The sequence below is a fragment of the uncultured Selenomonas sp. genome (assembly GCF_963528755.1).
Taxonomy (GTDB): Bacteria; Bacillota; Negativicutes; order Selenomonadales; family Selenomonadaceae; genus Selenomonas.
The window spans coordinates 1-12,662 of sequence record NZ_CAURXA010000011.1 but is presented as its reverse complement, the minus strand read 5'-3'; the positions used below and the strand labels follow the sequence as shown (position 1 = coordinate 12,662).

General features: G+C 53.0%; 13 protein-coding genes and 1 tRNA gene. 9 read left to right on the top strand and 5 right to left on the bottom strand.

What is annotated here, in order from left to right; all coding sequences use genetic code 11:
* Positions 1-11 precede the first annotated feature (11 nt).
* From RWS31_RS10415 to RWS31_RS10400, 4 genes are all read left to right on the top strand, one after another.
* Positions 12-848, top strand: a complete 837-nt coding sequence (locus tag RWS31_RS10415; protein WP_314598167.1) for a SufD family Fe-S cluster assembly protein — start codon at positions 12-14, stop codon at positions 846-848.
* Positions 838-2,067, top strand: a complete 1,230-nt coding sequence (locus tag RWS31_RS10410; RefSeq protein ID WP_314598165.1) for a cysteine desulfurase — start codon at positions 838-840, stop codon at positions 2,065-2,067. The genes RWS31_RS10415 and RWS31_RS10410 overlap by 11 nt, the downstream gene beginning before the upstream one ends.
* Positions 2,064-2,492, top strand: coding sequence for a Fe-S cluster assembly sulfur transfer protein SufU (gene sufU, locus RWS31_RS10405; RefSeq protein WP_314598163.1), 429 nt, complete (start codon positions 2,064-2,066; stop codon positions 2,490-2,492). The genes RWS31_RS10410 and sufU overlap by 4 nt, the downstream gene beginning before the upstream one ends.
* Before the next feature lie 185 nt (positions 2,493-2,677).
* Positions 2,678-3,556 carry a diguanylate cyclase domain-containing protein gene (locus RWS31_RS10400; RefSeq protein WP_314598161.1) on the top strand — a complete coding sequence of 293 codons (879 nt, stop codon included), beginning with the start codon at positions 2,678-2,680 and terminating at the stop codon, positions 3,554-3,556.
* 64 nt (positions 3,557-3,620) lie between these two features.
* On the opposite strand, the gene RWS31_RS10395 is transcribed toward RWS31_RS10400, so the two are convergent.
* From RWS31_RS10395 to RWS31_RS10385, 3 genes are all read right to left on the bottom strand, one after another.
* Positions 3,621-3,697 (bottom strand) — tRNA-Arg (locus RWS31_RS10395).
* A 104-nt stretch (positions 3,698-3,801) separates the two neighbouring features.
* On the bottom strand, positions 3,802-4,455 hold the full coding sequence (locus RWS31_RS10390; protein ID WP_314598160.1) for a TrkA family potassium uptake protein: 654 nt from the start codon (positions 4,453-4,455) through the stop codon (positions 3,802-3,804).
* A gap of 10 nt (positions 4,456-4,465) precedes the next feature.
* Positions 4,466-5,788, bottom strand: coding sequence for a TrkH family potassium uptake protein (locus RWS31_RS10385; RefSeq protein ID WP_314598158.1), 1,323 nt, complete (start codon positions 5,786-5,788; stop codon positions 4,466-4,468).
* Positions 5,789-6,050: 262 nt separating this feature from the next.
* Between RWS31_RS10385 and msrB the strand changes: the two genes are divergently transcribed.
* The 5 genes from msrB (at position 6,051) to RWS31_RS10360 (ending at position 10,708) form a co-directional block, all read left to right on the top strand.
* Entirely contained in the window at positions 6,051-7,166 is a 1,116-nt protein-coding gene (msrB, locus tag RWS31_RS10380; protein ID WP_314598155.1) for a peptide-methionine (R)-S-oxide reductase MsrB, read from the top strand.
* Between the two features lie 159 nt (positions 7,167-7,325).
* Positions 7,326-8,135: a PD-(D/E)XK nuclease family transposase gene (locus RWS31_RS10375; protein ID WP_314598153.1), complete on the top strand. Its 810-nt coding sequence runs from the start codon at positions 7,326-7,328 to the stop codon at positions 8,133-8,135.
* 564 nt (positions 8,136-8,699) lie between these two features.
* The gene (locus tag RWS31_RS10370) at positions 8,700-9,017 is read left to right on the top strand and encodes a helix-turn-helix transcriptional regulator (RefSeq protein WP_037365557.1); all 318 of its coding nucleotides are present in this window, start codon (positions 8,700-8,702) and stop codon (positions 9,015-9,017) included.
* Between the two features lie 81 nt (positions 9,018-9,098).
* Entirely contained in the window at positions 9,099-10,112 is a 1,014-nt protein-coding gene (locus RWS31_RS10365; RefSeq protein WP_314598149.1) for a permease, read from the top strand.
* A 224-nt stretch (positions 10,113-10,336) separates the two neighbouring features.
* The gene (locus RWS31_RS10360; protein ID WP_314598147.1) at positions 10,337-10,708 is read left to right on the top strand and encodes a thioredoxin family protein; all 372 of its coding nucleotides are present in this window, start codon (positions 10,337-10,339) and stop codon (positions 10,706-10,708) included.
* A 303-nt stretch (positions 10,709-11,011) separates the two neighbouring features.
* On the opposite strand, the gene RWS31_RS10355 is transcribed toward RWS31_RS10360, so the two are convergent.
* Together RWS31_RS10355 and RWS31_RS10350 are read right to left on the bottom strand one after the other, a co-directional pair.
* Positions 11,012-11,947, bottom strand: coding sequence for a PRC-barrel domain-containing protein (locus RWS31_RS10355; RefSeq protein WP_314598145.1), 936 nt, complete (start codon positions 11,945-11,947; stop codon positions 11,012-11,014).
* Between the two features lie 56 nt (positions 11,948-12,003).
* The coding region (locus RWS31_RS10350; RefSeq protein ID WP_314598143.1) for a tetratricopeptide repeat protein at positions 12,004-12,662 on the bottom strand (659 nt) is incomplete at its 5' end.

Below are 12,662 nucleotides of genomic sequence, written 5' to 3'. Positions count from 1 at the left end.
AGGGAAAGAATATGCAGAATCAAGAACTTTTCAGCTCCATTCCCATGCGTACATGGCGCTGGCTCGGCGTCAACGGCGCGGCTCTGCCCGCAGGGCTCGATGTCGCCGAAGTGCAGAAGATCCATGTGAAGGCGGGCGAGAAGAAGGAAGCCGTCCAGATCTATCGGGCGGGCGGCCATGCCGAGATCGAGGCGCATGTTGAGGCAGGCGGAACGCTTTCCCTCGTCAAGGTGCAGCTCGTGCCCGAAGGGGAAAATCATGCCGACGACGTCAAGGTGCGCGTCGAAGAGGGCGGCGCATTCTCCTATACGATCTTTGAGGTCGGCGCGAACGAGCTCGTATCGAAGCTTTCCGTCGAGCTTGCGGGAAAGGACGCCGCAGCGGATATCGCGGCTTTTTACTTCGCTGACAAGAAGCGCAAGTTCGACTTCAACTATCTTGTGCGCCAGAAGGGCGAGCATACGGACGCAAATATGCAGGTCAAGGGCGCATTGATGGACGAGGCGCAGAAGGTGTTTCGCGGCACGCTCGACTTCATCGCAGGCTCAGCCGGCTCCGTCGGGCGCGAGAACGAGGACGTCATCATCCTCTCTCCCGGCGTGCGCAACCGCTCCGTGCCGCTGATGCTCTCAGGCGAGGGCGACGTCGACGGACATCATGCCGTGAGCATCGGCAAGATGGACGAGGCGAAGCTCTTCTATCTGATGAGCCGCGGACTCGATCTCGCCGAGGCGCGGCGCCTCGTCGTCGAGGCCGATCTCTTCCCTGTGCTCGCGCGCATTTCGGGCGAAGCGCTCAAGGAGGAGATCGCCGCTTCCATCGAAGGGAGGATCGAAGATGCGGACTGAGGAAGACATTCGCAAGGATTTTCCCTTGCTCACGCACAAGATGAACAACCAGCCGCTCGTCTACCTCGACAACGGCGCGACGACGCAGAAACCGAACGAGGTCATTCAGGCGATCTGCGGCTATTACGGCGGCTGCAACGCGAACCCGCACCGGGGCGCGTACGCGCTCTCCGTCAAGGCGACGGACATCTACGAGTACACGCGGGCAGCGACGCGCTCCTTCATCCACGCACGCCTGCCGCAGGAGATCATCTTTACGAAGAATGCGACGGAGGCGCTGAACCTCGTCGCCTACAGCTACGGTCTCACGAATGTTGAGGCGGGCGATGAGATCGTCATCTCCATCGCCGAGCATCACTCGAACCTCGTACCGTGGCAGATGGTCGCCCAGGCGAAGGGCGCTGTCTTGAAGTACATGTACCTCGAAAAGGACGGCAGGCTCTCCGTCGAGGAAGCGAAGAAGAAGATCACGAAGAAGACGAAGATTGTCGCCGTCACGGAAGTTTCGAACGTCCTTGGCCTCATCAACCCGGTCCGTGAGATTGCCGCCGTCGCGCACGAAAACGGCGCCGTCATCTTAGTCGACGGCTCGCAGAGTGCGGCGCACATGGCGGTCGATGTACAGGATATGGACTGCGACTTTTTCGCGTTTTCGGGGCACAAACTGCTCTCGCCCATGGGCATCGGCGTGCTCTACGGCAAGGCGGCCTTGCTCGATGCCATGCCGCCGTTTTTGCGCGGCGGCGACATGATCGAGTACGTCACGGAGCAGGAGACGACGTTCGCCGAGCTGCCGCAGAAGTTCGAGGCGGGCACGCAGAACGTCGGCGGCGCAGCAGGGCTTCGCGCCGCCATCGAATACCTCGAAAAGACGGGCTTCGACACCGTGCGCCGCATTGAGCAGGAACTCGTGAACTACGCGCTGCCCAAACTGCGCGAGATCCCTTTCGTCGAGCTGTACGGCTGCGACGCCGACCCTGCCTTGAAGACAGGCATCATCACCTTCAACGTCAAGGACGTTCATCCGCACGACGTCGCGACGATCCTTGACTCCTTTGGTGTCGCCGTGCGTGCCGGCCACCACTGCGCCCAGCCGCTGATGAAGTATCTCGGGCAGAACGCCACATGCCGTGCGAGCTTCTACCTCTACAACACAAAGGCGGATGTTGACCGCTGGCTCGAAGCCTTGAAAGAGGTCAGGAAGGTGATGCATCTATGAGCCTTACGGACATCTATACGGAACTGATCGCCGAGCACAGCCGCTCGACGGAAAATAAGCATGAACTTGCGGGCGCGACCATCAAGGAGCGCGGGCACAATCCCTCGTGCGGCGACGAGATCACTTTGGAGCTCATTGTCAAGGATGGCAAGATCAAGGACGCCGCTTTCACGGGTGTCGGTTGCGCCATCTCGCAGGCTTCGACCTCAATGATGATCGATCTCGTCAAGGGCAAGAGCGTTGAAGAAGCGCACCATCTCGCCGATCTCTTCATCTCGATGATCAAGGGCAAAGAGCTGACGGAGGAAGAACTCGAAGAACTCGACGAGGCCGCTGCGCTTGAAGGCGTCTCACACATGCCCGCACGTGTCAAGTGCGCTGTGCTTTCGTGGCACACGCTCGATACGGCGCTTAAAAAGGAATAAGAAGAGGCTGCTCCTGCCTCATTTTGATGCAAGAGCAGCTTTTTTCATTGCAACCAAGAGGAAATCATTTAACAAAAAGCGTGAAAATAACGAAATAAGTAGTGAAGTGGGTTCATATCTCATGATATGTTTTTCGGAAAGCCTTGCTTTGGTTAGTAAGGGATTGCCAAGAGGGGGTATAGGCAATGTGGCAGTATAAGGCGGATATTCCCGAAACACACTATCAAAATCAATGCGTCAGGCTTCTTTTGCAAAAGCTCGGCGCTATCTTGTTCAGCTATGAACTGAAGACGGATACGATGTCCTTTCGCTTGGTGCGCGGCGGTATGCAGGCGCGTGAGATCGAAGGCTTTCGCCGCTCGCTCAATGCCGAGCGGCGGTTGATGGTACATCCAGATTTCCTCGAGCAGATGATCGCCTTCTTCTCGGGCCAGAATACGGAACGCGACAGCTTCCTGCTCGACATGGGGACTCCCCCGACGGGCAAGTACTCGTGGTACAAGTTCGTCATCGAGCAGGAGAACGATGAATATGGACACTTAGGCACCGTGCGCGGCGTCATGTGGCGCACAGACCGCCTGCATGATGCGGCGAAGGAGGGCGGACGCTTCCGCTCCGAACTCGATTCCGTCACGGGCGTTGCCAACGAAAACGGCTTGCTTAAGGAAGCCGACCGGTTCCTTGCGGGGGAAGGCAAGAAAGATATCAATGCACTCGTCCTCGTGCGCTTGGATCGTTATGGGGATTTGGAAAAACGTCTGGGGAAGCGTGGTGCGGAAACGCTTCTCGTGCGGCTCTGTAACGCTATCGGCAGCAAGTTCCGCTCGGGCGATGTGCTTGCACATCTTGGCGATGGCGTATTCGCCGTCTTTGTGCGCGATGTGACGAGCAAGCCGCTTTTGGAACTGAACGTCAAGGGCATCGAAGCGATTTTTCGCCCGGGAAATGCGGAGTACGGAAAGTACGGCATGAAGTGCCGCATCACGCTTGCCTATTCGCCGGAGGAAGGCATACGCTGCCGCGACCTTCTCGACGCAGCGAAGGAAAAGGCGCCGCTTCTCTGAGTGTGCGGTGGATAAATATACAGCAAAAAGCCTGCCCTCCGAAGAGGTGCAGGCTTCATTTTCATGGTGCGATCGGCGCGATTCGAACGCGCGACCCCCTGCTTAGGAGGCAGATGCTCTATCCAGCTGAGCTACGACCGCAGGCAACGTGTATATTCTAGCAGAAGAAGCGAGAATATGCAAGCGTTAAAAGCGCGGCAAAGGAACGGGACGTGATGTCCAGCATGGTTTTCTGTGCGGAACAGTCAATCATTTTTCCGAAGCGCGTGGTCGACATCTTCCTGCCTGCCTGCGACAAGAACGGCGGCATTGGCGGCGAGGATGGTTTGTGCGGAGATATTGAGGTCGATGCGGTCGCCTGCTTTGATGCCGAGAATGTTCAAGTGATGCTGGCGGCGGACGTCGAGCTCGCCGATGCTTTTCCCCGCCCACGTTCTGGGCACGGGCACTTCATAGATGGCGTATTCATCGCTGAGCGGGAAGTAGTCGAGGATGTGGTTGGAGCCGCAGCGGATGGCCGTCCAAAGGGCGAGCTGGCGCTCCGGATAAACTGTTTCGTCCGCGCCGTTTCGCAGCAGAAATTTCTCATGCATGTCACGCGAAGCGCGCGCCACGACATAGCGAGCGCCGAACTCTTTGAGGAGCGAGGTCGTTTCGAGAGAGCTTTGAAAGTCATCGCCGATGGCGACGATGCAGACATCGAAGCTGGGGATGCCGAGGGACTGCAGAAAGTCTGCATTGGTGCTGTCGGCGATGAGCGCGTTCGTCACGAGCGGCAGTATGCGATTTACACGGTCTTCGTCGTGGTCGACGGCGAGGACGTCATGCTGCATGTCGTGCAGCTTCTCGGCAATATAGCGGCCGAAGCGGCCGAGGCCGATGAGCAGGATGGATTTCATGATGTTCCTCCTATCCGATGGTGATTCGTTCCTCCGGGCGGCGGCCGGATTCCTGCCGGCCGCGCGCGTGTGCCGCAAAGATGACCGTGAGGCCGCCGATGCGCCCGAAGAACATCAAAATCATCATGACGCATTTGGAAAGCGGGCCGAGATCCTCGGTGACGCCGATGGAAAGACCGACGGTTCCTAACGCAGAAGCCGTCTCAAAAGCGCTGTCAATCAAGCGTATGCCGTCGATGAGGTTGAGCAGCACGCTGCCGGAGGCAAAAAGCAGCAGATACATCATGAGGATGGTGACGGCATGACGTTGGGTTTCGGGCGAAAGACGGCGAGAGAAGCAGGTCGGATCCTCTTTGAGCCGAAAGGTGGCGGTCATGATGGCAAACAAGGTGAAAGCCGTCGTCGTCTTGATGCCGCCCGCTGTGGAGCCGGGAGAGCCGCCGATGAGCATCAGGACGATGAGGGCGGCGCGTCCCGTCTCGCTGAAGTCTTTGATGTCGATCGTATTGTAGCCGGCAGTGCGGGTCGTGACGGATTGAAAGAGGGAAATCAGGAAGTGTTCGCCCGTGGAAACGTCGGGATCAAGCTCGAAGAAAAAGAAGAAAAGCGCAGGAACAAGGATGAGGACTGCCGTCATCGTGAGGGCGATCTTGCTTTGCAGGCTGTAGGCGCGAAAATCTCTGCGGTTCAGACGTATGTCCGCCCAGGTGGTGAAGCCGAGGCCGCCGGCGATGATGAGGAGCATGACCGTGATGTTTACGACGGGGTCGGCAGCGAAGTCCATCAAGGAATTGCCGAAGAGGTCGAAGCCCGCATTGCAGAAGGATGAGATGGAGTGAAAGACAGCGAAGTAAATGCCGCGCAAGAGGCCGACTTTTTGGCAAAAAGAAGGGGCGAGGAAGAGCGCGCCGAGAAATTCGATGAAGAAAGTCAAGCGCAGAATGAAGTAGAGGAGTGGCACGATGCCGCCGAGCTGCGGCGCTGAGACGGCCTCCTTGGAAAGACTGCGCTGCATGAGTCCGATGCGCTGTCCGGAAAGAGCGGCGAGAGAAACGGCGACCGTGATGACGCCGAAGCCGCCGACTTGAATCATGGCGAGGATGACGAGCTGACCGAAAAGCGTCCAGTAGGAAGCGGTATCCACGGCGGTGAGTCCTGTCACGCAGCTGGCGGAAACGGCAGTGAAGAGCGCGTCCGAAAGGGAGGCGCCCTCGCCGTTTGCCGTTGCCCAAGGCAGCATCAGAAGTCCTGTGCCGCAGAGGATCAGGACGAGGAAACTCAAGATGATGATGCGGAAAGGCGACAGCCTTCGCAAGAGACCGATGATGTTCATAAGACAGCCTCGCTCTATAATAAAGGAATCCCGGATAAATTCAGCTGCCTGTCTTCGCGCATGTGTTTGCCTGCGTTTTTGAAAAGCACGTCCCTATTGTACGCTCCTTTTCTTGTTTATGCAAGGAAAGATAATGGCGAAAACAGGGTGGAGTAAAATTATTTTTAGATAGTTTTTATCCACTTATTATCGCATTTTTTTCTATTTGTGCTATAATGAAAAGGAAAGAGAATGCAACTCAATGACCTATAGGGAGGCGCTTATGAAGATTCCATCCTTACGAATTGTCTGCACCTTGGGACTGGCACTTTGCTTAGGTGGCTGCGGGGTGATGCCCGCAGCGATGGCTGAGATGCCTGAGGAAATCGTGCAGAAGAACGCACCGCGAGACGGCGAGGCGGAAATTTACCTCGCGGGTGGCTGCTTCTGGGGCACGGAGCGTTACCTGAGCCTTGTGCCCGGCGTCATATCGGCGGAGAGCGGCTACGCGAACGGGCGCACGGCGCGTCCATCGTATCGCGAGGTATGCTCGGGCAGCGGCCATGCCGAAGCCGTGCATGTCGTCTACGATCCGAAGGTTCTGCCGCTTGAAAAGCTTCTGGATCTTTACTACGAATCCATCGATCCGACGGCGAAGAACCGTCAGGGCAATGATGTCGGCGAGCAGTATCGTTCGGGCATCTACTATGTGGCAAAGGACGGCAAGGCGCACGGCGAGGTCGCCGTGATCGGAGACTCGCTGCATCGCTTGCAGGGGAAACTGAAAAAGCCCGTCGCCATAGAGACGGGGCCGATCGTGAACTTCTATCGTGCGGAAGAAGAGCATCAAAAGTATCTGGAAAAGCATCCGGACGGCTACTGCCATATTCCGCTTTCCCTGATGTCTGACATGCGCGAGAGGACTGCGGCAGCAAAGCCGGCAGAGGAGAAGCGCGTTTATAAGAAGCCGTCGGACGATGAGCTTCGGGAGCATCTTACGGCGATGCAGTACAAGGTGACGCAGGAGAAGGCGACGGAAGCGCCGTTTCAGAATGAATACGATCATGAGTTCCGCGCGGGAATCTATTGCGACGTGACAACGGGCGAGCCACTCTTCGTCTCGACGCACAAGTACGATTCTGGCTGCGGCTGGCCGGCTTTCTCGCGCCCGATCGACGCCTCGCTCATCGCGGAACATGAGGATACGTCGCACGGCATGGTGCGAACGGAGGTCACGGCAGCCAAGAGCGGCGCTCACCTCGGGCACGTCTTTGAGGACGGCCCCAAGGAGTTGGGCGGCATCCGCTACTGCATCAACAGTGCTTCTCTGCGCTTCGTGCCGAAAGAAGAGATGGAAGTGCAGGGCTACGGTGCGTATCTGCCGCTGCTGGATGAATGATAGGCTGTGAAAAAGGAAGAGCCGGGCGAAGATGGATTTCATCTTCGCCCGGCTCTTTTTGGATGTGCGCCCGGCGGCGCACGTTTCTTTTCAGCCTTGACAATCTTTAGCATAGTGCATACTATGATAGTAGAATAAGGTGAGGAGGCTATAGGCGCGGTGAGGATAAGCAAGAAGGACATTCCTGCGGAATATGATATGCTGATTCAAAAATTCCGCTTGATCGACGATACGTTTTTCAACGTATGTTTTGACAACTATGTCGAGGGAATGCAGCTCCTGCTGCGTATCTTCTTTGACCGCGAGGATCTCGTTGTCAAGCATGTCGTTACGCAGCAGAGTGCGGACAATCTCTATGGTCGCGGCGTGCGTTTTGATGTTTTGGCGGAGGACAGCGAGGGAAAGCTCTATGACTGCGAGGTACAGCGTGCCAACGAGGGTGCCGCTCCGCGTCGGGCACGCTACAACAGCAGCATGATGGATTCGCGGGAACTGGCAAAAGGAGCGGAGTTCTCTGAACTTCCAGAGACATGGGTGATCTTCATTACAGAAAACGACATCTATGGAGCGGGTTGTCCGCTTTACCATGTGGATCGAATCATAGAGGAGCTTCAGCGACCGTTTGATGATGGGGCGCATATCCTCTACGTCAATGGTGCGAATCATGATGATACGCCGCTCGGGCGATTGATGCAGGATTTTTTCTGCGAGAATCCAAACAAGATGAATTATAAGGAGCTGGCTGAAAGAGCCGACTATTTTAAGGCAGAAGCAGAGGGGGTACATACCATGTGCGAATTGATGGAGAAATTCGGAGAGAAGAAATTGGAAGAGGGGCGTATGGAATCGGCTCGTCGAACGGCGACGGCTTTAATTGCTCTGGGGAAACTCACACTTTCCCAGATTGCTGAAGCAACACAGTTGCCCCAGGAAGAAGTTGAACGATTGGCAGGGTCAACAGGAGCATAAGAGAAGATCGCTTGTTCCTCAACATTTTGCCCGAGAGAAGGCCACTGGTTGCATTCAGTGTGTGGAATCTCTCGGGTTTTTGTTGCTAAAAATTCCGACCTTCTGGAAACATGAAAACGACATTTATGGAGAGGGGGTTCTTCTGTACCGTTGATGCAGGAAGAGGTTGAATGTTGGGCAGGAACGACCTGCGTATAAGATGAAAACCTGCTGTGTCTCACTTTGAGACAGGTTGCCTTATTCAAAACTTCACCCGAGGGAAAATTTGCCAGAGATATCCGGTGTGCGAAATTCTTCGGTTTTCCTATTCTATTAAGAATGATGCTTTTATCTGAGGGTTAATTGTAAAATGAAGTTGAACAGCTAAACAAAAACAAAATCCATAGTGACATCCCGTGCTATAATGCTCATGTGCGGTAAAGTAACACACAAGAATTTTGCAGACAGCAGCCCCGATTATTCCGTATCTATTTATTAAAATTTAGAAAAATTATAATTTCATATTGACTTTTTTCGATTTGAAGTATATACTTAAATCAAGAAATTTGGATTTGAGGTGAGAGCATGGCAACTATTTATGAGGAAAGAGCAAAAATCTTTAAAGCTTTAAGTGATGAGCGTAGATTACGCATTTTAGAACTTTTGCAGAATGGAGAAAAGTGTACTTGCACTTTAACCGATGAAGTGAATATGCCTCAATCTTCGCTTTCCTATCACATGAAAATCCTATGTGAAGCAGGTATTGTGACAGGTCGTGAGGACGGTAAATGGACACATTACCAAATCAGCAAGCAAGGCAGTGAAAAGGTACTGGCTTTATTGAAAGATACGATTGCTATTGACGAAACAAATATGAGTTGTAATAAGTGTTCAAACACCTAAAAGCCGTTCCAATAAGGCAACGGTTTTTTTTAGGAATATCAAATCGAAAATTCTTGATTTATAAGAAAGAGAGGTTAGGATATGCAGGCACTAAAAAGTGTTTGGGATTTCTTTCAGAATGAAATCTTCGGTATGAAATGGCTAAACCAACTGATAGGAAATCTGTTAGAAGCGTGTGGTCTATCTACTGAAACTCGGTTAGGGGGAAGCGTTCAGTTTTTCATCTACGACACCATAAAAATTATGCTATTGCTGGGCGTTTTAATTTTGATAATTTCGTATATTCAAAGTTATTTCCCGCCAGAGAGAACCAAAAAGATATTAGGGAGATTTCGAGGAATAGGGGCAAATATGATAGCTGCCCTTTTGGGAACAGTTACGCCGTTTTGTTCTTGTTCGTCCATTCCAATATTTATCGGTTTTACCAGTGCCGGGCTGCCGCTGGGTGTTACGTTTTCTTTTTTAATTTCTTCTCCTATGGTAGACCTCGGCTCTCTTGTACTCCTTATGAGCATATTTGGCTGGAAAGTGGCAATCGTGTATGTTCTGCTCGGACTTATAATTGCTGTTGCAGGAGGGAGTTTAATCGAAAAACTACACCTTGAAAATGAAGTAGAGGAATACATTAAAAATGGAAAATCCGTTGATATTCCGCAGGAAGAATTGCACTTTAAGGATAGACTTCATTTTGCATGGGAACAGGATGTATCTACTGCGAAAAAGGTTGTACCTTATGTCTTGATCGGTGTAGGTATCGGGGCTATTATTCATAACTGGATACCGGAAGAAATCATTGTTAAGATACTCGGAGCTAATAACCCATTTGGTGTAATTATCGCAACTATTGCCGGAGTACCCATGTATACAGATATTTTTGGAACAATTCCGATTGCAGAAGCACTACTGGCAAAGGGAGCATTGTTGGGCGTTGTTTTATCTTTTATGATGGGCGTTACCACTTTGTCCCTGCCTTCAATGATTATGCTTCGTAAAGCTGTAAAACCTAAACTTTTATGGATTTTTATCGCAATCTGTACGGTCGGAATTATACTGGTTGGCTATCTCTTTAACGCCATTCAGCCAATACTAATTTGAAATGAGGTAGAAAAATACACTGCGAAAATGTAAAAGAATGTATTTGTCCTAAAATATCGTGCCAGAATCATGGGAGGTGTTGTGCTTGCGTCATAAAGCACCGTACAACGGATAGTTTGCCTTATTGCTTGTTCCCGGATAATGGTGGGGATAAAAGCAATCAAAATCATTATGAGGTTTTGAAAAAACGCTTTGAAAGCGAAAAATAAATGGAGGTATTCATTATGTCATTATTTAACAGAAAAAACAAAGAAGAAAAAACGCCTGCGTGTGCTTGTAATGCCGGCTGCCCGACACGCGAGGCACCAGAAATCAAGCTGGAAAAAGAGTGTTACGGAAAAAAAGTGGACGGAATTTGCTGTATTAAGGTTTTAGGTTCTGGTTGCAAAAGCTGTCGTGCACTGTTAGAAGCAACTCAGGAAGCGGTTCATTCAATGGGACTTGCTATTGAGATTGAATATGTTACAGCCATGGAAAAAATCATGCAGTATGGAGTAATGAGTATGCCAGCTCTTGTTGTAAATGAGCAGGTTGCTTCTATGGGAAAGGTGTTGAAATCAAAAGAAGTAGAAACACTTTTGAAAAAATTGATTTAGCAAATCCAGCCGAGCCGGTCAACGGCGAGTGAATGGACTGCGCCCACCGTTGACAGCCCCGTCTGTCTTTGCTGGTGGGTAATCAAGGGGCGACAGCAAAAAGTGCTGCCGCCCCTTTCTGTTGTGGTCAAGCGTTGTTGTAACACGAGTGTCTAATCAACTTATGTCGAATACCTCGCTTCGAATGGCGTACGATAGCCGTTATAAGAATGTGGTCGTACGGCTTGACCTCTTGGGGCTTCATGGTAAACCAGAAATCCCCCGAAGCGGCATGCTGCCGTGTCGGGGGATTTCTTTGCTTTCTTACTGCACGTTCATTGAAAGCTCGATGATTTTGTTGGCAAGTTTCGCCTTCTGAAGAACCTCTTCGGTGATATCGCCGCCGGCTTCGACGATGACGACGCCTGTGTCGGTCGTGATGCGGCGCGATGCCTTCTTGTTGAGCAGGAAGCGGCGATGCCTGTCCTCGGTTGCCTTGGCAGCCGCCTTTTCCGCGGGGTCTTCCGCGGCTGCTTCAGGCGCAGTTGCTGGCTCTGGTGCAGGAGCTTCGGCGGGTGTCTCGACAGCGGGTTCGGTGACAGATTCTGGTGTAGGCTCTTCCATCGGCTCTGCTGCGGGTGTGTCAGGAACTGCAGGCGTCTCGGGCAGAGGCTCGGGAACGGACTCGGAAGCTGGCTCAGCGGCGGGCGTTTCGGCGAATGTCGGAGCAGCTTCAAAAGCGGGAGCAGCAGGAGTTTCAGCTGCAGGCATGGCAGGAGATGCGGTCGCTGTTACGCTGCCGCTGTCGATGACCGTGACCTGCTTGCCGAAGATGGAGATTTGCTCGGCGGAGATGTTGTCGAGAAAATTTCCCTGCGGGTCGGAAATCTCACACTGCACGACCTTGCCGTCGTCGCCGACGTAGATCTCGCTGACAGAACCTTGGATCGTACCTGCCTTTGTGATCGCCTTCGTGCCGATGATGCGCACGTTTTCGTCGAGCAGGTTCTCGAAGTCGACGGCATCTTCAAGCGTCAAGATGTTCTCGCTGTTCGTGATCGTGATGGCGTCGGCACCGACGGCGATGACGCTTTCAAACGGGATGAGCTTGACGCCGCGATACCAGTCGTCATCCTCGATCGTGATGGCGGCGACAGCGCCGTTCTTGGCGTCGATGAGCAGGGTCTTGCTCATGCCGAGTTCACGGCCCTCGGTGATACTGATCACGGGCAATCCTAAGATTTCTGCACTTGTCTTCATAGATATTTCCCCCTGTGTGTGATAGGTTTTTCTTTCTCTATATCGGAGTTGTTGCCTCATGCCTCTTGAGCGGCGCTTTCGATCTCCGCAGAGATTTCAGTCGGTATTTGCGCAAAGGGCGTATGGGCAATTCCGTGGCTTGCCAAGATATGTTGGACGGTGCGCAGGTAGCCGATGCTTCGGTGGAATTCCTGCTGCATGGAAACGCTTTTTTGCGTTGCCGGAAGCGCGAGCGCCGCCTCGTAGGTTTCGCTTGCAGCTTCATAATCGCCCATTTCCTTGTAGGTATTGCCAAGATTGATGGCGATGAACGGTGCGTAATCATCGTTCCAGTAGATACCAAGTGCCTGCTTGTAGGCGAAGACGGCACGACGGGAGCGATGTTCCCGCGACTCCCTGTCTGCATAGTCGAGATAATCGTCCATCGAGCGGAGGCGGCTGACGGCTTCGGTAAGCTCTTTGAGCTCGTCCTTGGCACGCTGGCGTTCTTCTTCGCTAGGCAGTATCGCAGGTTCGAGGTCAAGATCTTCCTCATCGACGGCATCGTCGGTAACCTCTTCGGCGGTTGGCTCAGGTGCCTCGGCATCGTCAGCATCTTCTTCGGCAGTTGCCTCAGTTACATCGGCATCGTCGATGGCTTCTTCGGCAGTTGCCTCAGCCGCCTCGGCATCGTCAGCATCTTCTTCGGCAGTTGCCTCAGTTACATCGGCATCGT

Excerpts from the sequence above, each read along its gene's own strand:
- RWS31_RS10360 (WP_314598147.1), top strand. The coding sequence starts at position 10,337 with ATGTCATTATTTAACAGAAAAAACAAAGAAGAAAAAACGCCTGCGTGT.
- msrB (WP_314598155.1), top strand. The coding sequence starts at position 6,051 with ATGAAGATTCCATCCTTACGAATTGTCTGCACCTTGGGACTGGCACTT.
- RWS31_RS10400 (WP_314598161.1), top strand. The coding sequence starts at position 2,678 with ATGTGGCAGTATAAGGCGGATATTCCCGAAACACACTATCAAAATCAA.
- RWS31_RS10410 (WP_314598165.1), top strand. The coding sequence starts at position 838 with ATGCGGACTGAGGAAGACATTCGCAAGGATTTTCCCTTGCTCACGCAC.
- RWS31_RS10390 (WP_314598160.1), bottom strand. The coding sequence starts at position 4,455 with ATGAAATCCATCCTGCTCATCGGCCTCGGCCGCTTCGGCCGCTATATT.
- RWS31_RS10370 (WP_037365557.1), top strand. The coding sequence starts at position 8,700 with ATGGCAACTATTTATGAGGAAAGAGCAAAAATCTTTAAAGCTTTAAGT.
- RWS31_RS10365 (WP_314598149.1), top strand. The coding sequence starts at position 9,099 with ATGCAGGCACTAAAAAGTGTTTGGGATTTCTTTCAGAATGAAATCTTC.
- RWS31_RS10415 (WP_314598167.1), top strand. The coding sequence starts at position 12 with ATGCAGAATCAAGAACTTTTCAGCTCCATTCCCATGCGTACATGGCGC.
- RWS31_RS10385 (WP_314598158.1), bottom strand. The coding sequence starts at position 5,788 with ATGAACATCATCGGTCTCTTGCGAAGGCTGTCGCCTTTCCGCATCATC.
- RWS31_RS10355 (WP_314598145.1), bottom strand. The coding sequence starts at position 11,947 with ATGAAGACAAGTGCAGAAATCTTAGGATTGCCCGTGATCAGTATCACC.
- sufU (WP_314598163.1), top strand. The coding sequence starts at position 2,064 with ATGAGCCTTACGGACATCTATACGGAACTGATCGCCGAGCACAGCCGC.